The following is a 21,140-nucleotide window of genomic DNA, read 5'->3' as shown; positions in this document are numbered from 1 at the left end:
GGTCCACTAATGGGCGTCAGATAGCTAAAGGGCAGAGGCAAATGAGCTTATCGTTGCGCCCTGGGAGGCGAATCTGGCATCAAAAAGTGCCTGTAATTCGCTTTTGCATCGCGCTTAAGTTCCTTTGTGCGGCAAGTTATTCATATTTTGGCAAACGGACAGTTTCGCCGTGGCTTCAGTTGCGATCGCATAAGGTAGCCGGGATCCATGGATATCCGCCAAATTGAATACTTCATGCTGATCTATGAAACGGGCAGTTTCAGCCGGGCGGCAGAAAAAGCAAAGATCGCCCAGCCGGCGTTGAGCATGCAGATTCGTCGGTTGGAGGACGAGTTCGGCATAAAGTTTTTCGAGCGCAATCCCAAAGGTGTGCAGCCGACTATTGCAGGCCGCCGCCTCTATGAGAGATGTATTCCGATTGCGAAGCATTTCGCGCTCGCGTTGCAGGACATGACCGAGATCGGAGATGGCGGAAAGGTAACCGGCGACGTGCGCATCGGCTTACCCGGCTCGTTTAACAGAGGACTTTTGCCGCGCATCCTGACGCCATTTCTAGAAAGCTATCCCAACGTTAACGTCGCAATCTCCGAGGCCTATACGGGCACGCTGGTCGAGTGGGTTAAAGGAGGCCATGTCGATTTCGCGATCGGGTCGCGGCCAAAGACGCAGCGGGGATTGGTTCAGCGGCTGATCTATCGCGACAAGGTCGTGTTGATGTCCGGGACGCCCTTAAATGGCGCCAACTTCACTCCGATTGATCTCACACAATCCGAGCCCTTGAAACTGATCCTTCCATCACAGAATCAAAGCTATGGCGGTGTCGTGCGGGACTGGATAGCCGATGGCACGATCAAGGTTGAAAGAATTATCGAGATCAACGGGACGATTTCGTCGTCTGAATTCGCGCTGAGGTCGGACTGGGCGGTGGTTGCTCCCTTCGTTTCGGTCGCAAACGAAGTTGCGCAGGAAGAGCCGCCGGATAACTTCTTCATCTATCCGATTTTATCGCCGTCGATTCCGTTTGACCTTTATGTCGTCTATGACGAGCGAAGACCTCTCAGCGTTGCCGCGAAGAAGTTTATCGAGCGCATCGAACTCGAGCTGCGCTGGCTGAAGACGGTCTGGCTAAAGCTGAAGATGCACAATGCTTCGACAACCTCTAGGTTGTTATAACGGATCGTTATAGGCCCATCAAGGGCGCCAACCTATGCTTGCCAGCACCCCCGCCGCTAGAGTCGTTGCGAACGGTCGCTCAACATGCGGCTTCATAGCAAGATAAGGGCGAGGGATATGCCTCCTGCAGGGAAACGCACCGATATAGGTGGAATCGGCGTCAATATAATGCGTCAAGGACAGGGCTCGCCGCTGCTGTTTCTGCACGGAGCGAACGGCGCCAGCGTCTGGCTCCCGGTTTTTGAAGAACTTTCAAAGTCATTCGACGTGATAGTGCCGGAGCATCCCGGCTTCGGGCAATCGGACGACCCCGAATGGATCACATCGATCCCTGACATCGCGATGTTCTATTTGAACTTCATCGAGCAGCTCGATCTGTCCGACGTCGCATTGGTCGGCACCTCGCTCGGGGGGTGGATCGCAGCCGAAATTGCAGTCCGTAACGCGACGCGATTGTCGTCCCTCACGCTCGTCGGTCCTGCCGGCGTACGCGTCAAGGGTATTCCGATGGGCGACACATTCATGTGGGGCCCGGAAGAGGGCGTACGAAACCTGTTCGCGAACCAGGCCATCGCCGACCGCATGTTGTCGATGAAGCCGACCGATGAGCAACTGGCGATCCTGCTGAAGAACCGGTTTACGGCGACCAAGCTTGCTTGGGAGCCGCGTGGCTATAACCCTCATCTCGAGAAATGGCTGCATCGCATCAAGGTGCCCACGCAGATCATCTGGGGTAGCGAAGATCGGCTGATACCTTCGCAGTACGTCAAGCGCTGGAAAGAGCGGATTCCGCATGCGGCCATCTCTTTGGTCGAGAACTGCGGCCATCTTCCTCACATCGAACGATCGGACGTCGTCGTCGAAACGATCAAGAATCTGACGGGAAAAAGCGCATGAAATTCGTTCTCTTTCACCTGATGCCGTACCGCGATCTGGACTTCACCGAGGCCAAGAAGTTCCGGTCTGTCTGGACCGTGATGCCCAACAGCAATTACGACCCTCAGAAGGGTGCTACAGAATACGAAGACTACATCGACCAACTCGTCGCGGGCGAGCGCCTCGGCTATGACGTTATCGCCGTCAACGAACATCACCAGACACCGTACGGCATGATGCCGGCGCCAAATCTGATCGCCAGCGCGCTTATTCAGCGCACCAAGACGGTCAAGATCGGCGTTTTTGGCCGCGCGCTGCCGCTGGTCAGCAATCCGCTCAACATCGCAGAGGAATTTGCGATGCTGGATAACATGTCGAGGGGTCGTCTGATCGCGGGGTTCGTTCGCGGCATAGGCGCAGAGTATCACACAACGGGTGTCAATCCCGCATTCTCGCATCAGCGCTTCTATGAGGCGCATGAGCTGATCGTCAAAGCGTGGACCGAGGTGGGCCCGTTCGCCCATGAGGGCGACCACTACAACTTCTCTTACGTGAATGTCTGGCCGCGACCGTTCCAGCTGCCGCATCCGCCGATCTGGATTCCATCGCAGGGATCGGCCGAAACCATCCGGTGGGCTGCTGCACCGGAGCGGAAATATCCGTTTGTTGTGACATTCAGCACCGCGGATGCGGTGGCGAATTATCTCAAGGTGTATCGTTCCGAGGCAAAGGGCTTCGGGTACGAAGCATCGAGCGATCAACTCGGCTGGGCTGCGCCTATCTATGTTGCGGATACCGATGAGCGTGCGCGTGAAGAAGCGCGGATCCCGCTGCAACGGCTCTTCAACGACTATTTGCCGATGCCGTGGGAAATGCTGATTCCACCGGGCTATTCGTCGATGTCATCGACCCTTGCGCTGGCAAAAGTCAGGACCGGCATCGGCGTCCAGGCGCAGACCCTGGAGGAGCTGATCGAGAAAGGTACAGTTGTCGTCGGAAGTCCGCGCACAGTGCGCGAGCGTATCGAGGCGATGAGAGAAAAGACGGGTCTCGGCAACATGATCTGCCTGCAGCAGTTCGGCACGCTGTCCAGCGAACTGGCATACCGCAACATGGAGATGTTCGCCTCCGAGGTGATGCCTGCATTGCGGGACGGCGCTGTGTCTCCGGCGCCCGCCATGGTCGGTGGACTATGAGCATGGTCGTGGCACGTCGCGTGCAGGATGAAGAACTGCCGACGATCGATCCGGTGAGCTTTCGCCAGGTCGCCAGCCGCTGGGTGACGGGCGTTGCGATCGTCACCACGGTCGATGTCGACGGCAGGCCGCTCGGACTGACGATGAACGGATTGACCTCCCTCTCGTTGTCGCCGCCGCAGTTCATCGTCTGCATGAACAACGGCTCCGATACGCTTCTGGCACTGAAGCGCAGTAATGTGTTCTGCATCAACTTTCTAAACCAGGACCAGCGTCATCTTTCAAAGGTGTTCGCGACCAAGGGAGGCGACAAGTTCAGCTCCGTTGAATGGCATGCGGGCAAAACAGGTTCACCAATTTTCGCAGGTGCGATCGGCTTTGCGGAGCTTCGATTAACGGAGTTGCTCGCGGGTGGCGATCATTGCATAGCGATCGGAGAGGTCGTATGCGCGGATGCCCGCGACGGCGAGCCGCTGGTGTTCTTTAACGGAAGCTACGGCGGGGTCACAATGTGATCATCCGGATCGATAGCGCACCGGGAATCCAGTTAATTGAACAGGCGGATCTCGGCAAGTTCAAGGCCGTCGTCGACGTTGCGGAGAATGTGTTGGCGCAACGCATTCGCGAGACCAATGGAAGTCTGGAGATGGAAGGAAATGTTGCTGTCTGGGTAAGTCGCGGCTGGCTTCTCAGCCAGAGTGGGCCGTCGTTAAGCTCCGGGTGGCAGGACGAGTTCGACAAAATGATCGTCGCTGCGAGACGCCACGGATATGTCGACGGCAGAGACAGGATACGCGCGCACATCGAGCGAAGCTAAAATAAATACAAAACAAAAAAGCGAAATATCAGGGGGAAAGCAATGGAAGTCGCGGCAGGGAATTATACCGGCAAGGAAAAGGCGAGCGTTTTGATCTCGACCTTTCTTGGATACGGACTCGATTTTTACAACGTCATGATTGTCGCGTTTCTGATGGGCGCGATCCAGAAGGATTTGAACATCACGCTTACGCAAGCGGGTATTATTACGTCGGTTACGCTGGCGGGCTCCATTCTAGGCGGGGTGGCCTTTGGATGGCTTGGGGATAGGTTTGGGCGTAAGGCATCGTTGCAAATGACGCTTGGGTTTTTCTCGTTTGGCGCCATCCTCTCCGCGTTCTCATGGGATTTTACCTCGCTGCTGGTGTTTCGTGCGATCGCAGGAATCGGGCTGGGCGGCGAGTGGGGGGCCGGAGAGGTTCTGTTCAACGAAGTCTGGGATCGTAAGAAGCGCGGCTTCGGAAGCTCCCTGATTCAGGCGGCCTCGACCGGAGGTTTCGGCATGGCGGCGGTCGTTGCGGTGTGGGCGACCAACTCGTTTAGCCCGGAATGGGGCTGGCGGGTTGCGCTTTTGATCGGCGGTTCGCCCATTCTGCTCATGGTCTACATCCGCATCTCGATGCCGGAATCGCGCCTCTGGACGGCCTATAACGATCTACGCAAGAGCGGAGAGCTTCCTGTCGAAAAGCAACAGGCGCGAAATCCGCTGATCGAAATCTTCAAAGGTGGCTCGCTGCGCTACACGGTTCTGGGTGTCGTCCTGGTGTCCGGCTACATGTTTGCCTACTACAGCATCGCCGTATTCATGCCTCGGGTGATGACGTCCGCCGGTGCATCTCCTGAGTCGATGCGAACGATAACGTTGGTGCTCGCGATAACGGTCGCCGTGTCGTACGTTATCCTGGGGTACTTCAGCGACAAGATCGGTCGAAAGGCTGCAGTGATCCTGCCAACGCTGCTCTCGTTGATCGGCTTTGCCGGAATGTACTATGCCGCAAAATCGGGGTTTCCTGAATCGATCTGGTTGTGGCCGCTCTTCGGCTGGTACATGCTGTGGGGGATGGGGCAGACATGCGCGGGCATGTTCGGCCCGTGGTTTGCCGAGCTGTTCCCGGTGGAGAGCCGTTCGAGCGCCGTATCTACGATCTACATGATCGGGCGCGGCGTCGGCAGCGTCGCGCCGTTCGTCGTACCCGCGGTGGTCCCGGCTGTTGGAGGTGAGTTGATCAACGCGATGATGGTCGGCCTGCCGGCTACGGCGTTCTGCTTGCTGGCGGCGCTGCTGCTTCCGGAGACCGCCGGTCGAAGCTTCGCTGTCGTGGAGTCGAAAGCTCGTCCTGCTGCCTGACAGCCGGACTGTGGTCTGCAGTATCCTGCAGACCACAGTATTTACTTCAGTTTACATCAGTTGCTCGCCTGGCGAGCCGAATCATATGGGAGTGTATGACATTGACCGCTGTTGAAATGTTCGATTTGACCGGGCAGGCAGCTTTTGTGTCCGGTGCTGCCGGCGGGCTTGGATTCGCGATGGCGGAAGTGCTTGCCGAGAACGGTGCGGGCGTGATGATGACGGACATCGATGTCCGGAAACTCGATAAATCGGCGGAGCTCCTGGCGAAGCGAGGTCTAAAGATCGACACGCTTGAGCTCGATGTCGCGAATCTCGGCGCGATCGAAAGTACGATCGAGACGGCGGCAAAAAAATTCGGGCGGCTCGATATCGTATGCGCTAATGCCGGCTTGTCCGCCGGCCCGGGGCCGTTGACGCCTACTGGCGGCATGGCGCAGGTCGACCTGAAACGATGGGACGAACTGCTCCGGATCAATCTAACCAGCGTTTTTGTCACGATTCGTGCGGCTTCCGCTCAGATGCGTCCCCGCAAATATGGACGCATCATCGTGACATCGTCGGTCGCGGGCCTGCGTGGCGAGCGGCTGTGCGGCTACGGCTATGTCGCCGCGAAGGCCGCCATCAGCAATCTGGTTCGTCAATCCGCGCTGGAACTGGCGAGCGACAACGTCACGATCAACGCGGTCGCACCGGGGCCGTTCCTGACCAATATCGGCGGAGGACGACTGAAAGAACCGGAGGTGGCGTCGCTGTTTGTCAAGGAGGTGCCGATGAACCGTATCGGTACGCCCGACGAAATCCAGGGGCTGGTCCTGTTGCTGGCGTCGAAGGCATCGAGCTTCATGACCGGAACTGTCATCCCGATCGATGGCGGGGCGTCGGCGTCGTGAGGATTGAGCATATGGATGATCTTGCCGGAAAGGTCGCCTGCGTCACGGGGGCGGCGCAAGGACTGGGCGCATCGTTCGCCCTCGCGCTGGCGTCCCGTGGGGCCCGCGTTGCCGTGGGCGATATCGCATCGACCGACGTCGTCTACAAGGCGGCTGTCGCCGGCGGTGGGGAGGCGCTCGGCGGTTACCTCGACGTTACCGATCCCAGGTCGGTCTCGGGTTTTTTCGACCAGGTGATCGAGCGTTTTGGAAAGATCGACATTCTCGTCAACAATGCCGCGCTGGCCGGTGCGCTGAAACCGAAGTTGATCGGCCAGATCGAGAGCCAGGAGTGGGATCGCGTTCTCGCCGTCAACACGCGCGGGGTGTTCGAATGCACCAAATATGTGATCTCCGCGATGAAGCGAAATGGCTACGGCAAGATCATCAATATTGCGTCCGGAACGGCGATCAAAGGCGCGCCGGGAATGCTGCATTACGTGGCGTCCAAGGGGGCCGTCATCTCGATGACGCGGGCGATGGCACGTGAATTAGGGGACGACGGCATTCGGGTGAACTGCATCGCACCGGGACTCACCATGAGCGACAGCATGCGCGACAATCCGGATTGGCCTGCGGACGTGATGGAGAAAAACATTGCGACCCGTGCGCTCAAACGCCAGGCCGATCCACAGGATCTGATTGGCGCAATGTTTTTCCTGAGTTCATCGGCAAGCGATTTCGTAACGGGACAGACGCTGTCGGTTGACGGCGGCAGCGTGATGAACTGAGCCGGCTTTGCGTTTATGACGGTTGGCCTGCACCCCGATGAAGTGGGGGGCTTGGCTGGTTCGTCAGACCTCGAGCTCACATGAAAATCGTAATGGCACAAACAATGCTGCATCGCGTCACGCTCGACGACAAATACACGTTGCCGTCGGGGCGTATCTATCTTTCCGGGATCCAGGCGCTCGTGCGGCTTCCCCTGATGCAGAGAGCCCGGGATGCCAAGGCTGGTCTCAACACCGGCGGCTTTATCTCGGGCTATCGTGGGTCGCCGCTTGGCACTTATGACAATGCGCTATGGTCGGCCAAGAAGTATCTGGCCGCCGAGAACATCCAATTTCAGCCTGGTCTGAACGAAGATCTCGCAGCTACGTCGGTCTGGGGCAGCCAGCAAGTCGGCATGTTCCCTGGAGCGACAGTACAAGGCGTGTTCGGCATCTGGTACGGCAAGGGCCCCGGCGTCGATCGCTCGGTAGACGCGCTGAAACATGCGAATGCCGCCGGGACGTCGCGGTTCGGCGGCGTTCTCGCATTGGCAGGCGATGATCATGGCTGTCAGTCGTCGACGCTCGCCCACCAAAGCGAACAGGTATTTCAGGCGGCGATGATGCCGATCCTCAATCCGGCGACCGTGCAGGAATATCTTGATTTTGGCATATATGGCTTCGCATTGTCGCGGTTCTCCGGATGCTGGGTGGGCTTCAAGGCAATTTCGGAAACCGCAGAAAGCTCGGCCTCGATCGAAGCCGATCCGGACCGCATGCAGTTCGTCGAGCCCACGGATTTCGAGGCCCCCGCTGGCGGATTGCATATCCGCTGGCCGGATCCACCGCTCGAGGCGGAAGCCCGTCTGCACGGCGCCAAGATGCGCGCGGTCGCGGCCTTCGTCCGCGCCAACCCGATTGACCGCACGACGATCAATTCCCCGGCGGCGACTTTTGGGATCCTCACCACGGGCAAGGCCTATCTCGATGTACGGCAGGCGCTGTCTGATCTGGGACTATCTGAGCAGGCTTGTGCCGATCTTGGGCTGCGGGTCTACAAGGTCGGACTGACCTGGCCGCTCGAGGTCGAAGGTGCGCGGCGTTTCGCCAAGGGTTTGAAGGATGTTCTCGTCGTCGAGGAGAAGCAGGGCTTCATCGAGACCCAGTTTGTCCACGCGATCTTCAATATGGATCCGGCCGAGCGCCCCTCGGTCGTGGGCAAGCGCGATGAGGATGGCGCCGTCCTGCTCCGCAGCGAAGGCGAATTGTCGCCGACGATTGTGGCGCGCGCCATCCTGTCCCGCCTCGACCGTCTGGGGAAGGGAAGTGCCAATCTCGCGCAGCGGATCGCACGATTGGAGTCGTTCGAGGAAGTTGCGCGCACGCCGCAGATCAAGTCGCAGCGCACGCCATTTTTCTGTTCAGGGTGTCCCCACAATACGTCGACACAGTTGCCGGAAGGCAGTCGCGCCATGGCTGGAATCGGATGCCACGGCATGGCGATGTGGATGCCGCAACGGCATACGGAAACGATCACCCATATGGGTGGGGAGGGCGCCAACTGGATCGGTCAGGCTCCATTTACAACCGAAAAACACGTCTTTCAGAACCTCGGTGACGGCACCTACACGCATAGCGGCTTGTTGGCCATCCGCGCTGCCGCGGCAGCCAGGATCAACATCACATATAAGATCTGTACAACGACGCGGTCGCGATGACGGGCGGGCAATCGGCGGAAGGCGGATTCAGCGTCGCGCAGATCGCTGCGCAGGTCGCTGCCGAAGGAGCGGTTCGCGTCGTGGTCGTCTCCGATGAACCGGACAAATATACCGACCCAGGCACGTTTCTCCCGAGCGTGACGCTTTACGACCGTGCCGAGCTCGACGCCGTGCAACGCGATCTGCGCAACACCCGTGGCCTGACCGTGCTGATCTACGATCAGACCTGCGCGGCCGAGAAACGCCGACGACGGAAGCGCGGGCTTTATCCAGATCCGCCGAAGCGCGCCTTCATCAACGAACTCGTCTGCGAGGGCTGCGGCGACTGCTCGGTGAAATCCAATTGCGTGTCGGTGAAGCCGCTGGAGACCGAATTCGGCCGCAAGCGCATCATCGACCAGTCGAGTTGCAACAAGGACTTCTCTTGCGTGGAGGGCTTCTGCCCGAGTTTCGTGACGGTTCACGGCGGCACGCTGCGCAAGCCTGTGAAGGCCGAGGGCAACGGTGCTGCGGACCTCTTCGCGGTGTTGCCGATGCCGGAAGTCAAGACGCTGCTGGAACCCTACGATATCCTGATGACGGGCATTGGCGGCACGGGGGTCGTGACGATCGGCGCGTTGCTCGGAATGGCCGCCCACATCGAGGGCAAAGGGTGCTCGGTGCTGGATTTCACCGGCTTGGCGCAGAAGAACGGCGGCGTCATGAGCCACGTCCGGCTCGCGCCGAAGCCCGACGACATCGCGGCGGTCCGCATTGCCGCAGGGGCCTGCGATCTTCTACTCGGCTGCGATATGGTGGTCGCGGCGTCGCCGGTCGCACTCTCCCGTCTTGAAGGTGGCGTGACACGAGCCGTCGTCAACACGTCGTTGACGCCGACAGCAGCCTTTGTCACGGACGGCAATGTCGATTTCGAAGCTAACGTGATGCATCGCGTGCTGCGGAGGGCGGTAGGCGAAGCCGGGATCGATTTCGTCGAGGGATCAAGGATCGCAACCGCACTGATGGGTGATTCCATCGCGACCAATCTGTTCCTGCTCGGTTACGCGTTCCAGAAAGGGCTGATTCCGATTAGCTTCGATGCCATCGATCAGGCCATCACCCTGAACGGCGGTGGCGTCGAAGCGAACAAGCGGACATTTGGATGGGGAAGGCTGGCCGCGCATGATCCCGCCGCCGTCGAGGCATTCGCTCGCCCGGCGCTGGCTCCGGTCGGGAATCCGCTCTCCCGGTCGGAGCAGCGTTTGTCTTATGCGACGTTCCTTGCGCGGTACCAGGACCTCGCTTATGCGAGGCGCTATGAAGACATCGTCGCCCGCGTCGAGCGAGCCGACTGCGGCACGGGTGATCAGGCATTGACCGAGGCTGTCGCCAGCAATCTATTCAAGCTGATGGCCTACAAGGACGAGTACGAAGTCGCCCGGCTTTACACCGAGGGCGCCTTCCTGGAGAAACTCGATCGTCAATTCGAAGGAGACTACAGGCTGGAATTCCACCTGGCGCCGCCATTGCTGGCGCGGCGTGATCCGGTCACGGGTGATCTCAGAAAGCGTGTCTTTGGTCCATGGGTCTTCACGGCGTTCAAGCTACTGGCGCGATTCAAGGGCCTGCGGGGCACGGCGCTCGATGTCTTCGGTTACACGGCGGAGCGCCGGATGGAGCGGCAACTGATCGAAGACTATATTTTGCAGGTCGAATATGTACTTTCGCGTCTAACAGTCCGCAATTATGCAATCGCCGTCGAGCTTGCCAATCTGCCTGAGATGATCAAGGGATTTGGTCATGTCAAGGAAAAGAATGTTGCCGAAATGGAAGCGCGCAAAATTCTCCTATTCGAGCAGTTCGAGACGGAAAAGATTGTCGCACAGAAGGTCATGCCATCGCGGCTTGTTTCGGTTTAACCGAGAAGTGTGCGAAATTCGCAGCCCCGCGCGTAATGAGAGAACTGCCGCCGCACTTTGCTTTGCCGGTCTGCAGCATTTGCCTGGCTGCTTCTGTGCGGTGGACGGTGACATCTGGCAGGACCAGACCATCTTCCGGCAGCCCTACCAGTGACCGATCGGCTAAAAAGACTGACGCGAATCCGAACCTTGCATAAAGAGATCGTGCGGCAGGCTAGGCGTTCGCACTACCAGTCCGGAGTATCTGCTATTGGGGCGCAAAGCGGACTCTTCGGAAGTGGTCGATGACCGTTGACGGGACGCTCGGCGGAGAGGAGCTCCAGCCGTTTTGTGCGACGAGGCCGCCGAAGCTACTATTGAACGGCAGGGTCCCTGGTCGGATCGAAGGCGCAGCGCTATTTTGCCAGCGGCTGAGATATGGCCATGCGTGAGGAGGCGAGGCGTTTCTGGTGCGGTGATCCCGTTACGGCAAAGAACTCCTGATAAGTTACGGATATCATTGGTGGGCCCGGCAGGACGCGAACCTGCAACCAGACCGTTATGAGCGATAGGGGAATCGTTAGTTTCGTTGATGTTGCCGCGTTTTCGATGCGGATTGCAGGCGTTCGTTGAGATTTGTTGAGGCCGTTTCTGGTGTGAAACTGGTGCGGTTGGCCAATTGTCGAGAAGCTCGTCGCGCCCTGCGGACGCCCGTTGATCGCTCCTGCGATATCCCGGGTTCAACAAATCGCAGCGCAAAGAAGGGTCATACGCCTCTTCCGAAAACTCCCATCGAAGCTCCCGACATGTCCGGGCGCGCGAAGGTATAGCGCACCAAGCGCTGCAGACCGAGAGCAGGCTCTTGCCGCATCGTTTGGGCGTTCGCGCCGAGAAACCCGTTCGCATCCAGACCAGAGCAAGCCTGCTGCCGACCGGCGCCAATCGTGTCGGCGGCGGCCGCGGGCCGCCATCGCATGGCTGCGGGCTAACTAACGTCCTCGGACTTTAAGTTCCTCCGACCCGGAACTTCCGAACGCGCCGAAAACGATGTGGGGGCCTTGTTGGCTCTGAAAAGATTTTTCTTGACTGGTTCTAAAGGCATTGCTGTACTACTAGTTAACTAGTTGATTGGGACGGCATGGAGTCCTTTATGTACGACCAGCGGCAATATGAGTTGACGCGCCGTCCATTGCGGCAGGCTGGGCCGCTCCCGGCCTGGTGCTACGCCGACAAGGATTGGTATGAGCGGGAGGTCGAACTCATCTTCCGTAAGGAATGGCTGTGTGTCGGCCGTGTGGAGCAGATTCCCAACACGGGCGATTATTTTACGATCGAGCTGATCAAGCAGCCTCTGATCGTCGTTCGCGACGGCGATACGGTGCGCGCGCATCTTGCTCTTTGCCGTCACCGGGGCGCGGTCGTCGCCGAGGGCAAGGGGCGTTGCCGCTCCTTCGTGTGCCCGTATCATAGTTGGACCTACGCGTTGAACGGTCAGCTCGTGGGTATTCCCGGTTCGCCGCATCCGCTCGCCGGTGTCGAGAATTTCCGCAACGACGACTACGGCCTGATGCCGATCCGTTCCGACGTTTGGGGCGGCTTCATCTTCATCACCTTTAACGCCGATGCGCCGCCGTTGAAGAGCTGGCTCGGGGATCTTCCGCCCTTTGTTGCCGACTACAACATCGAGCAGATGCAATGGACGCATGCCGATACGTACGAGATCGACTGTAATTGGAAGATCTGGCTGGAGAACGCGTTCGAGAACTATCACGTCGCCACCGTGCACCGGCAGCATTATGATCCGAAGAATCCGCAGAACTGGCAGTTCGAGCGTCCGAATGGTCCCTGGGAGGCGATGTTCAGCAAGCGGAGCGTCGTGGCCTATTCGGGGCTGCCGGAAATCGAGGGGCTGAGCGCGGATCGGAAGGTAGGGTTGTATCACATCTGGCTTCAGCCGAGCCTGCAGATCATCATCACGTCATCCTACATGAAGTACCGGCAATACCTTCCGGAAGGGCCGGACAAGCTGCGGCTGCAGGAGAATTGGACGTTTCCTCGCAGCACCGTCGAGCGGCCGGACTTCAAGGACATCGTCGGTCCCGAATATTATCACAAATATTCGCAGATCATCCGCGAGGACCTCGCGATCAATCCCATGGTGCAGAAGGCGATGCACTCTGGTGCGTTCCGCCCTGGCCGGTATTCCCTCGAGGAATACGTCGTGCACCGCATCGGAAACTACGTCATCGACAAGGTCGTTGGCCCCGACGATCCGCACTCCCGCGCGTTGCGGGAGGGAACGGCGCCGAGCCAGGCGGCGGAATAGCGGCATTTCAGCAGGGAACGATTCAGGTGAACGAGTACATGGCATCGCCGACGGGAGCAGAGAAAGCGCGGTATTCGGAAGCCAATCCCTTCCGGATCCTCATCGAGAATTCGCGCTCGCTGATGCCGGTCTTCATCGTTCGTCCGGATCAGTACGAGCCGGCGCTCGCGCGTCATCCGGACGTTGCGAAATGCATCACGACGACCTGGAGCTTCGATCGCGAAAACTACAGCGGACCGGCCGCCGAAGCCGACGCGATGATCAGTTATCGCTTCCCCAAGGATACGCTGAAGGCGGACGCGCCGAAGCTGAAATTTCTCCAGGTGCTCGGCGCCGGCGTCGACTATCTTCTGCCCCTCGACTGGGTCCCGAAGGGCGTTACCGTACTCACCAACAGCGGCGCGCACGTGCCGAAGGCGGCGCAATCGGCGCTGATGAGCCTCCTCATGGTCAATGCGCAAGTCCCGGCGCTCATGACCAGCCATCGCAATCGCGAATGGAACCGCATCTTCACGAGCACGCTCGACGGCAAGACGCTGCTGATCGTCGGCGTCGGTCAGATCGGCGGTGGCGCAGCTGCACATGCGAAGGCCTTCGGCATGAAGGTGGTCGGCATTCGGCGAAGCGGCGCTGCGCATCCGGCGGTGGATGAGATGCATCCGCCGGAAGCTCTGCACTCGCTCTTGCCGCGTGCGGATATCGTGCTGGTTAACACGGCGCTCACCTCCGAGACTCGCTTCCTTTTCGGCGAGAAGGAGTTCTCGTTGATGCGCAAGGGAGCCGGCTTTATCAATATGTCGCGCGGAGGTCTCGTCGATCCTGCCGCCCTCGACAGGGCCCTGCGCACCGTCCATCTGAGCGGAGCGGTCATCGACGTTACCTTCCCCGAACCGCCGCCCTCCGACTGGCCGTATTGGGAGACACCCAATCTCGTCATCACGCCGCACGTTCAATCTGATGACATCGACGCCTATGTGCCGCGGACGCTGGACATTTTCTTCGGCAACCTGCGCCGATATTTCGCAGGTCAGCCACTCGCGAACGTCGTCGATCTTGTGAGGGAGTATTGAGATGACCGTACACACGGCGCCCTCGATTGCAAATTCGTCAGGGACCGAGGCGCGGGTGCACGGATTTCTCTACCCTGAAAGCGGCCCGTCCGCGGCCTGGCGGGTGTCGAGCAAGGAAGGCGAGGGTTCGCGTTTCGGCCGCCTGATGTGGATCGCAGGACAGTACGACGGCGATGGGCACGGAGGCATCCAAAATCCGGGCCGGGTCGCGGTGCAGGTGGACGCCGCGATGGCCAAGATCGGGCGGGCCGTGGAGACGCTTGGAGGTCGTGCTGCCGATGTCGTCAAGCTTCTCGTGTTCCATACCGTAAGCGACGCCGACGGTGAGGACGAGCTGCTTCGCCGCATTCGCTCTTGCGTAAGGAGCGACGTGCCGCCGGTGATTTCGCTGGTGGCGCTGCCGCGACTTTGGCTACCGGACATGGCTGTTCTCATCAAGGCGGTCGCGATCGACAATGCGGACGGCAAGGCGCCGCGCCGCCCGGGGCATCCCACCGGCCATTGGGCATGGCCGCGAGGCGGCGAATTCAGCCACGGGCTGCGCTGCGGCGAGTTCGTGTTCGTTGGTGCGCAATCCGCGAAGGATGGTCGCGGCGCGATCGTTCACGATGGCGGCATCGTTTCGCAGGCGAAACTGACCATCAGCAACATATCCGAAGTGCTCGACACGCTTGGCTGCGATCTTGACGACGTGGTCAAGCTTAACACGTGGTATCTCGGGCAAGGCACAGATGCCGATTGGCGGCGTGCGGCAGAAGTCCGCAGCAACGCATTTCGATTCCCCGGACCCGGCGCAACAGGCGTTCCCGTACCTCGGGCCTATCCCGACGGAGCCATGATCCGTCAGGAGTGCATTGCCTTGCGAGGCGCGGACGGACGATTGCCGCGCGCATTATCCTGGCCGCTCGGACATTGGGACTGGCCTATCCGCGTTTCGTTCCAGCAAGGCATTAAGGTCGGGCGACTGATCGTGCTCGGTGGACAATACTCGATGAACGAGAAGGGACTTGTGGTCGACGACGGAAATATGTCGCTGCAGACCGACAACACGATGGAGTTCATCCGACGTATTCTCGACGGGTTCGGCGCACGCATGCAGGATCTCGTCGAGGTCACGGGCTTCTACAAGTTCAGCGCCAGCAACGGCACTCCGCTTGCAGGGCGCAAGTTCAGTCCGCAAATGCCGCCGGTCACGGAGGTGCCGCTGGGAACCATGGGTCTCGAAGGCGTCACCCTCGAGGTGGAGGGTTTTGCGATCGCGCCGGAATAGCGGGTTTCTCTAAAATAAGGGCTATCGATGAGTGAACTGAACCAGGCCGCCTACGTCTACCGCGAAATCAAGCGCCGTATCGTGGAGCTGGAATATCGCTTGGGCGAGCGGCTTTCGGAAACGCGCCTTGCATCCGAGCTTGGGGTTGGACGCTCCCCCTTGCGTTCGGCGTTGGCAAGGCTGAAGGGCGAGGGGTGGCTCGCGATTTCGCCGCAAAGCGGCACGTTCGTGAAGGCGCTCACGAACCGGGACATCCAGGAAGTAACGGAACTGCGCACGGTGCTCGAGATGCACGCGACGCGCATCGCGGCCGTGCGCATCACTTCGAAGGAGCTCGATGCGCTGAAAATGGCGTTCGACACGCTCGGGCCTCGCATCACCAGTGGCCGTTCGGAGCCGTTCATAGACTTGGACAACCAGCTGCATCAGGCCATCTACACGGCTGCCGACAATCAGTTGGTGCACGATATCCTGAACAATCTGCGCGACAAAGTGCAATGGATACGTCGCGCCTGCTCGGTTTCGCTCGATCGCGTGCAGGACGGCTTCCACGAGATCGAAAGCATTTTCGAGGCGCTCGAGAAGCGTGACGGCGAAGCCGCCGCGGAGCGGATGCGAACGCACATCCAGAATGCAGCCGCTTTCTGTCGGGCGATAGACCCCGAGGCGAGGGCCACGCAGCCGAAGAATCCACTGGACGTCGCGGTTTGATGGAGGCGCCATGACCGATCCTGATTACGATATTCGACGCGGCGACATCGAAACATGATGATGAGCCGTCTCCTCGATCTACGTCGGGTCCGGGTCGCTGTCGTAGGCCATCCTGCAACGAACGTGATGACATTCGATCTGGAGGAGGCCGATGGTCGCGCGCTTGCCCCGTTTTCGCCAGGCGCCCACATCGACGTGCAAGTACCGGGCGGACCGGTCCGGCAATATTCATTGTGCGGTAAGGCGGTGGCGCTCGGGACCTACACGATTGCCGTAAAAAAGGAACCGCAGAGCCGCGGCGGTTCGAGCGGTATACATGAGCGCATTGGCGTTGGAACCTTGCTCAGCATTGGGAGCCCCCGCAATCATTTTCCGCTGGCACCGGGCGATCATCCCACTCTCTTCATTGCCGGCGGCATCGGAATAACGCCCATTACGGCGATGGTTACGGCCCTGGCCGAGGAGAAACGGGCGTGGGCGCTTCACTACTGCGCGCGCTCGGAGCACCATGCCGCCTTTTACCATGAGCTCGCGAAACTCGCGCCGGAGCGAGTGCATGCCTATTTCAGCGACACGCCCATTCTCGATGTCGATGCGTTGGTCAGTCGGCAATCGCTCGATACCCACATTTACAGTTGTGGACCAAAACCGCTCATGGAAGCCGTCGCGCGGGCGACGTCGTCTTGGCCGCCGGAGCAGGTTCATTTCGAATGGTTCAGCGCGGCGCAGCACGATGCCGGTCAGAACACGACGTTCGAAATCGAGCTCGCGCGAAGCGGCGTCGTGCTGACCGTGCCGCCCGATCGCACCATCCTGGAAGTCCTCCGCGACAACGGGCACCACATCAATAGCGCCTGTGAACAGGGCGTCTGCGGAACCTGCGAGACGGTCGTCATCAGCGGCGAGCCCGAGCACCGGGACACGCTCCTTTCCGCGGAGGAACGTGCTGCGAACAAGACGATGATGATCTGCGTATCACGGGCGAGAACACCGCGCCTTCGACTGCAACTGTGAGGAAAGCGAATGAGCCGGAGTTTGACGGAGGCGCGGAAAAATGACTGCTCTCGACGCTCTAGTTGCGGCAGGACATCGCAGCGTCGGCGCCCTGATTTCTGCTGCCCTTCCGATGCTTGGTTCGAGCAAGCAGCTCTCAACGCAGTGGCAGGTTCAGCCTTCTGTTGAATTTCGTCGACATCCGGTTTGGTCCGCATTTTGCATAAATAAAAGAGAAATCGCCGGGGAGCCTGGATCATCATGAGCATGACGCCCACCATTCTCGAATTTCCGCCGACGAGCAGCTCGGCTTGGCGCGCATCGACCGACTCCATCGCAGTCTCTCTGCAAGACGTGAGCAAGATCTATGCGACGGCAAGCGGTGAGACGATCAATGCGTTACACGGCATCAGTCTGGACATCCGCGCGCAGGAATTCGTCTCGGTCATCGGCGCATCAGGATGTGGAAAGACGACATTGCTTCGGATCATCGGCGGTCTCGAGACGCAGTACAATGGAAATTTGCTGCTGACCGGCAGCAAACGGAGCGGCCCGAACAAGGACATTGGAATCGTATTTCAGGACGCCAACCTGCTGCCTTGGCGGACGGTGCTTCAGAACGTGCTGTTGCCCGCGCAGGTCCTGAAACTTGATCGAAAGCAGGCGATCGAGCGTGCGTTCTGGCTACTCGATCTCGTCGGACTGAAGGGTTTCGAAAAGAAGTATCCGTTCGAGCTTTCAGGCGGCATGCGCCAGCGCGTCGCGATCGCACGGGCACTCATCCATGACCCGTCCGTGCTTCTGATGGATGAACCGTTCGGAGCCCTCGACGCGCTCACGCGCGAGCACATGAACCTGGAACTGCTCAAAATCTGGCATTCGGCAAGGAAAACCGTCTTCATGATCACGCATTCGATCTCGGAAGCGGTCTTCATGAGCGACCGCGTGATCGTGATGTCGCCGCGTCCTGGCCGGATCATTGCGGACGTGACGATCGGCCTGCAGCGTCCTCGCAACCTCGATCTTCTGAGCGAAGCAGCCTTCGGTGACTATACCCGCAGGCTTCGACACTTGCTCGATGGTGACGAAAAGAAACCGGAAGGTGGCGCCGGAGTCGTTCTCGGGAGGGTCCAATATGACTGAAAAATTGTCAGGCGCAGGAAATGGTCCGGTTCGCGCCGGGGGAAACGGCGCGTTGAGCGGACGCAGCATTCCCGGGAGCGACTCCATCATCTCGGCAGCCGCGTTCGGGCTTGTGCTCGTAATCTGGGAAGGTGCAGTACGTGTGCTGCACGTGCCCGACTTCATCCTTCCTGCGCCGACCGCGATCGCGATGTCGCTGTACTACGGGCTGAAATCCGGGCTGTTCGTGCAGCATTTCTACGTTACGGCGCTGCAGACCATTTTGGGATTTTTCCTGGCGGCGCTCTTCGGTATCGGCCTGGGAGCGTTGATCGCACAGTTTCGCATTGTGGAGCGGACCATCTATCCCTGGCTGATCGCGCTGCAGGCTTTGCCGAAGATTGCGATCGCTCCGCTCATCATCGTCTGGGCGGGCTATGGCATCGAGTCGAAGATCGTGATCGTCGCGCTCGTGGCGCTGTTCCCGATCCTGGTCAATACCATCGTCGGTCTCAAATCATGCGATCAGGGCAAGCTTGATCTGATGAGTTCGCTTGGAGCGTCCGGTTGGGAAACATTTCGCCTCGTGCGGTTGCCCAATGCGTTGCCTTTCATATTCGCCGGGCTGAACGTCGCGATTGTGCTCGCGATCCTTGGCTCCATCGTGGGCGAGTTCGTCGGTTCGAAGGCTGGCCTTGGCAACCTCATTCTGGAAGCCAATTTCCAGTTCAATGTTGCGCAGATGTTCGCGATCCTCGTCATCCTTGGCCTGTTCGGCGTCGCCCTGAGCATGGCCGTACGCTTCGTGCAATCACGCCTGATGTTCTGGAATGCCGGCTTCTCGCAGTCGATCTGATTTCGAATGCGCGTTGCCGATCGTCGAACCAATCAACCATCGTTTGAGGTGTCAAAATGCGACGTCGAATAATCTCGCTGCTGGCGGCCCTCGCCGCCGTGTCCGCTACGGCGGCGCAAGCCAATGACAAGGTGATTTACGCGGTCACCACCTCGAGCATCACGGTGGGACATGCTGCCCAATCGTCCATTCCCAACGGCCTGGGGCTTTGGAAGGAGCATGGCCTCGATGTCGAGGTCATCGGCTTGTCCGGCGCGACCGCAGGCATTCAGCAAGTCGCGAGCGGACAGGTCGACTACGCCACTGTCGGCACCGATGCGCTGATGATTGCGCGCTCGAAGGGAATCAAGGTGAAGGCGTTCTACACCTATGCGCAGCGGCCGATCTACCAGGTCGTCGCGCTGAAGGGCAGCGGCATCACGACAGCCGACGACCTGAAGGGCAAGACGATCGGCGTACCGGATATGAGCGCGGGATCGGTGCCGTTCCTCCGCAGCATTCTGAAGCGCAGCAACATCGATCCCGATCGGGACGTCAAATGGCTGTCGGTCGGTCTGGGCGCCCCGGCGGCCAATGCCCTCCGGCAGAAGGCCATCGATGTATGGGCAGCGTGGGATACGGCGGTTGCGGCACTGGAAAATAACGGCTTCGAGTTCGTCCAGGTCGCACCGGATTGGGCCAATGAGATGCCAGGCAATGTATTGATCGCCAAGGAAGAGACAATTACGGCGAACCCGGAGCGCGCGATCATGATCGCGCGCGGCGTCGCCGAAGCGACGATCTTCGGCTTCGCGAATCCCGAAGGATCGGTACGGAACCATTGGAAGCTATATCCGTCGACCGCGCCGCAGGGCGAGGATTCGGAAAAGGCGCTCAAGCAGTCGGAGCACATCTTCGACGCGCGTTTTGACCTGATGAAGCTGCCGCCTGGCGTGACCAAATGGGGCATGAACATCGATGCCAAATGGAAGGATCTGGCCGACGCAACCATAGAAGAGGGGCTGTTGCCGAAGGACTTCGACGTTAAATCCGCCTATACCAACGAGTACATCGACAAGATAAACGATTTCGATGCGCACAAAATCGAAGAGCTCGCGAAGAAGTCGGCTTGGTGAGCCCGTGGCGCGTGTCGAGTTCCGGTTCTTGAACCGAAGCGATGTACGGGCGCTGATGCCCGATATGTCGAAGGTCGTCGAAATCATCGAAGAGGGGCTCGCGGCTCATGGCCGTCGCGAGGTCGTGCTGCCGCCCAAAGCCCACATTCAACTGGATGACCGCTACAACGGCCATTTCAACATCCTGATGGGATGGGCGAAACCGAACGACACCGCCGCAGTGAAGGTGATCGGCGACTATGTCGATAACTACCACAGCGGCCTTCCCTCGGAGGTCGCGCTGCTTACGTTGTACGACCCCCGCCATGGGACGCCCCGTGCCATCATGGACGCGACCGATTTGACAACTGCCCGCACAGGCGCCGTCACCGGAGCCGGTGCGCGCCATCTTGCTGGATCCAATTCCAAGATCGTTGGACATATCGGTGCGCGCGGCACCGCATTCTCGAACATCGAGGCACTTGCCGGAATGTTCGAGCTTGAAGAGGTCCGCATCAATAGCAAGCGTGCCGAAACCCGGGAGGCGCTCTGCCGAAAGGTGCACGACAAGCTCGGGATCATGGCGCGCGCAGTCGCCGAGCCGGAAGAGGCGGTCCGGGGTGCCGATATCGTCGTCGAGGCGACGCGGCTCGAACGGCCGGCGTTGTTGATCCGCGACGAATGGCTGAAGCCAGACTGCCTCGTCGTTACCTACGGTTGGATCATGGCAATCGATCCGAAAACCGTGCTGACCGCCGACAAGATCGTCGTTGATGATTGGGAGCAATGCCAGAAGGGTGGCCAGTTGTTCCCCATGATCCAGAGCGGACAGCTCACGGCCTCGCGCATCTACGCGGAGATCGGCGAAATCGTCGCCGGACGGAAGCAGGGCCGTCGCGGATCTGACGGGCGGATCGTCTTCTGGCATCGAGGCTTTGCCATCAGCGATCTCATGCTTGGATGCCACATCTTCGATCGGGCGATCGCCGAGGGAAGAGGCCAGGCACTCACGCTCTTCGACGAGCCCGACGAATGAGGCTCGGCTCGGGGAT

17 protein-coding genes and 1 pseudogene are annotated in these 21,140 nt (G+C 59.6%); all 18 read left to right on the top strand.

Translation table 11 applies throughout. The features are described from left to right. Positions 1-207 precede the first annotated feature (207 nt). Positions 208-1,173 (top strand): LysR family transcriptional regulator, encoded by a 966-nt coding sequence (locus BLV09_RS21475; protein ID WP_146688808.1) that lies wholly within the window; start codon positions 208-210, stop codon positions 1,171-1,173. Between the two features lie 168 nt (positions 1,174-1,341). Continuing rightward, entirely contained in the window at positions 1,342-2,070 is a 729-nt protein-coding gene (locus BLV09_RS21470) for an alpha/beta fold hydrolase (protein WP_244548778.1), read from the top strand. Next, positions 2,067-3,245, top strand: a complete 1,179-nt coding sequence (locus BLV09_RS21465; RefSeq protein WP_146688806.1) for an LLM class flavin-dependent oxidoreductase — start codon at positions 2,067-2,069, stop codon at positions 3,243-3,245. Before BLV09_RS21470 ends, BLV09_RS21465 begins: the two co-directional genes overlap by 4 nt. A gap of 2 nt (positions 3,246-3,247) precedes the next feature. Then, on the top strand, positions 3,248-3,760 hold the full coding sequence (locus tag BLV09_RS21460; RefSeq protein WP_167558838.1) for a flavin reductase family protein: 513 nt from the start codon (positions 3,248-3,250) through the stop codon (positions 3,758-3,760). Then, entirely contained in the window at positions 3,757-4,062 is a 306-nt protein-coding gene (locus BLV09_RS21455) for a hypothetical protein (protein WP_146688804.1), read from the top strand. Before BLV09_RS21460 ends, BLV09_RS21455 begins: the two co-directional genes overlap by 4 nt. Before the next feature lie 42 nt (positions 4,063-4,104). Continuing rightward, on the top strand, positions 4,105-5,409 hold the full coding sequence (locus tag BLV09_RS21450; protein WP_146688803.1) for an MFS transporter: 1,305 nt from the start codon (positions 4,105-4,107) through the stop codon (positions 5,407-5,409). A gap of 101 nt (positions 5,410-5,510) precedes the next feature. Continuing rightward, positions 5,511-6,302, top strand: a complete 792-nt coding sequence (locus BLV09_RS21445) for an SDR family NAD(P)-dependent oxidoreductase (protein ID WP_197684971.1) — start codon at positions 5,511-5,513, stop codon at positions 6,300-6,302. Positions 6,303-6,313: 11 nt separating this feature from the next. Beyond that, positions 6,314-7,072, top strand: coding sequence for an SDR family NAD(P)-dependent oxidoreductase (locus tag BLV09_RS21440; protein WP_146688801.1), 759 nt, complete (start codon positions 6,314-6,316; stop codon positions 7,070-7,072). 104 nt (positions 7,073-7,176) lie between these two features. Then, a pseudogene (locus BLV09_RS38870) lies at positions 7,177-10,667 on the top strand (indolepyruvate ferredoxin oxidoreductase family protein). A gap of 1,129 nt (positions 10,668-11,796) precedes the next feature. Next, entirely contained in the window at positions 11,797-12,972 is a 1,176-nt protein-coding gene (locus tag BLV09_RS21430) for an aromatic ring-hydroxylating oxygenase subunit alpha (protein ID WP_167558837.1), read from the top strand. A gap of 26 nt (positions 12,973-12,998) precedes the next feature. Then, a complete protein-coding gene (locus tag BLV09_RS21425; RefSeq protein ID WP_167558836.1) occupies positions 12,999-14,042 on the top strand; it encodes an NAD(P)-dependent oxidoreductase in 1,044 nt (347 codons plus the stop codon). A gap of 1 nt (position 14,043) precedes the next feature. Continuing rightward, positions 14,044-15,312: a RidA family protein gene (locus tag BLV09_RS21420; RefSeq protein WP_146688798.1), complete on the top strand. Its 1,269-nt coding sequence runs from the start codon at positions 14,044-14,046 to the stop codon at positions 15,310-15,312. Between the two features lie 27 nt (positions 15,313-15,339). Then, the gene (locus tag BLV09_RS21415) at positions 15,340-16,023 is read left to right on the top strand and encodes a GntR family transcriptional regulator (RefSeq protein ID WP_146688797.1); all 684 of its coding nucleotides are present in this window, start codon (positions 15,340-15,342) and stop codon (positions 16,021-16,023) included. Between the two features lie 246 nt (positions 16,024-16,269). After that, positions 16,270-17,037, top strand: coding sequence for a PDR/VanB family oxidoreductase (locus BLV09_RS21410; RefSeq protein ID WP_167558835.1), 768 nt, complete (start codon positions 16,270-16,272; stop codon positions 17,035-17,037). A gap of 240 nt (positions 17,038-17,277) precedes the next feature. Beyond that, positions 17,278-18,159, top strand: coding sequence for an ABC transporter ATP-binding protein (locus BLV09_RS21405; protein WP_146688795.1), 882 nt, complete (start codon positions 17,278-17,280; stop codon positions 18,157-18,159). Next, positions 18,152-18,994, top strand: a complete 843-nt coding sequence (locus tag BLV09_RS21400; RefSeq protein WP_146688794.1) for an ABC transporter permease — start codon at positions 18,152-18,154, stop codon at positions 18,992-18,994. The genes BLV09_RS21405 and BLV09_RS21400 overlap by 8 nt, the downstream gene beginning before the upstream one ends. Before the next feature lie 56 nt (positions 18,995-19,050). Further along, positions 19,051-20,109: an ABC transporter substrate-binding protein gene (locus tag BLV09_RS21395; protein ID WP_146688793.1), complete on the top strand. Its 1,059-nt coding sequence runs from the start codon at positions 19,051-19,053 to the stop codon at positions 20,107-20,109. 28 nt (positions 20,110-20,137) lie between these two features. After that, positions 20,138-21,124 (top strand): ornithine cyclodeaminase family protein, encoded by a 987-nt coding sequence (locus tag BLV09_RS21390; RefSeq protein ID WP_167558834.1) that lies wholly within the window; start codon positions 20,138-20,140, stop codon positions 21,122-21,124. The last annotated feature ends 16 nt before the right edge of the window (positions 21,125-21,140 follow it).

Origin of the sequence: Bradyrhizobium canariense (assembly GCF_900105125.1) — a bacterium.
GTDB classification, from domain to species: domain Bacteria; phylum Pseudomonadota; class Alphaproteobacteria; order Rhizobiales; family Xanthobacteraceae; genus Bradyrhizobium; species Bradyrhizobium canariense_A.
This window is presented reverse-complemented; position numbering and strand designations above follow the sequence as displayed.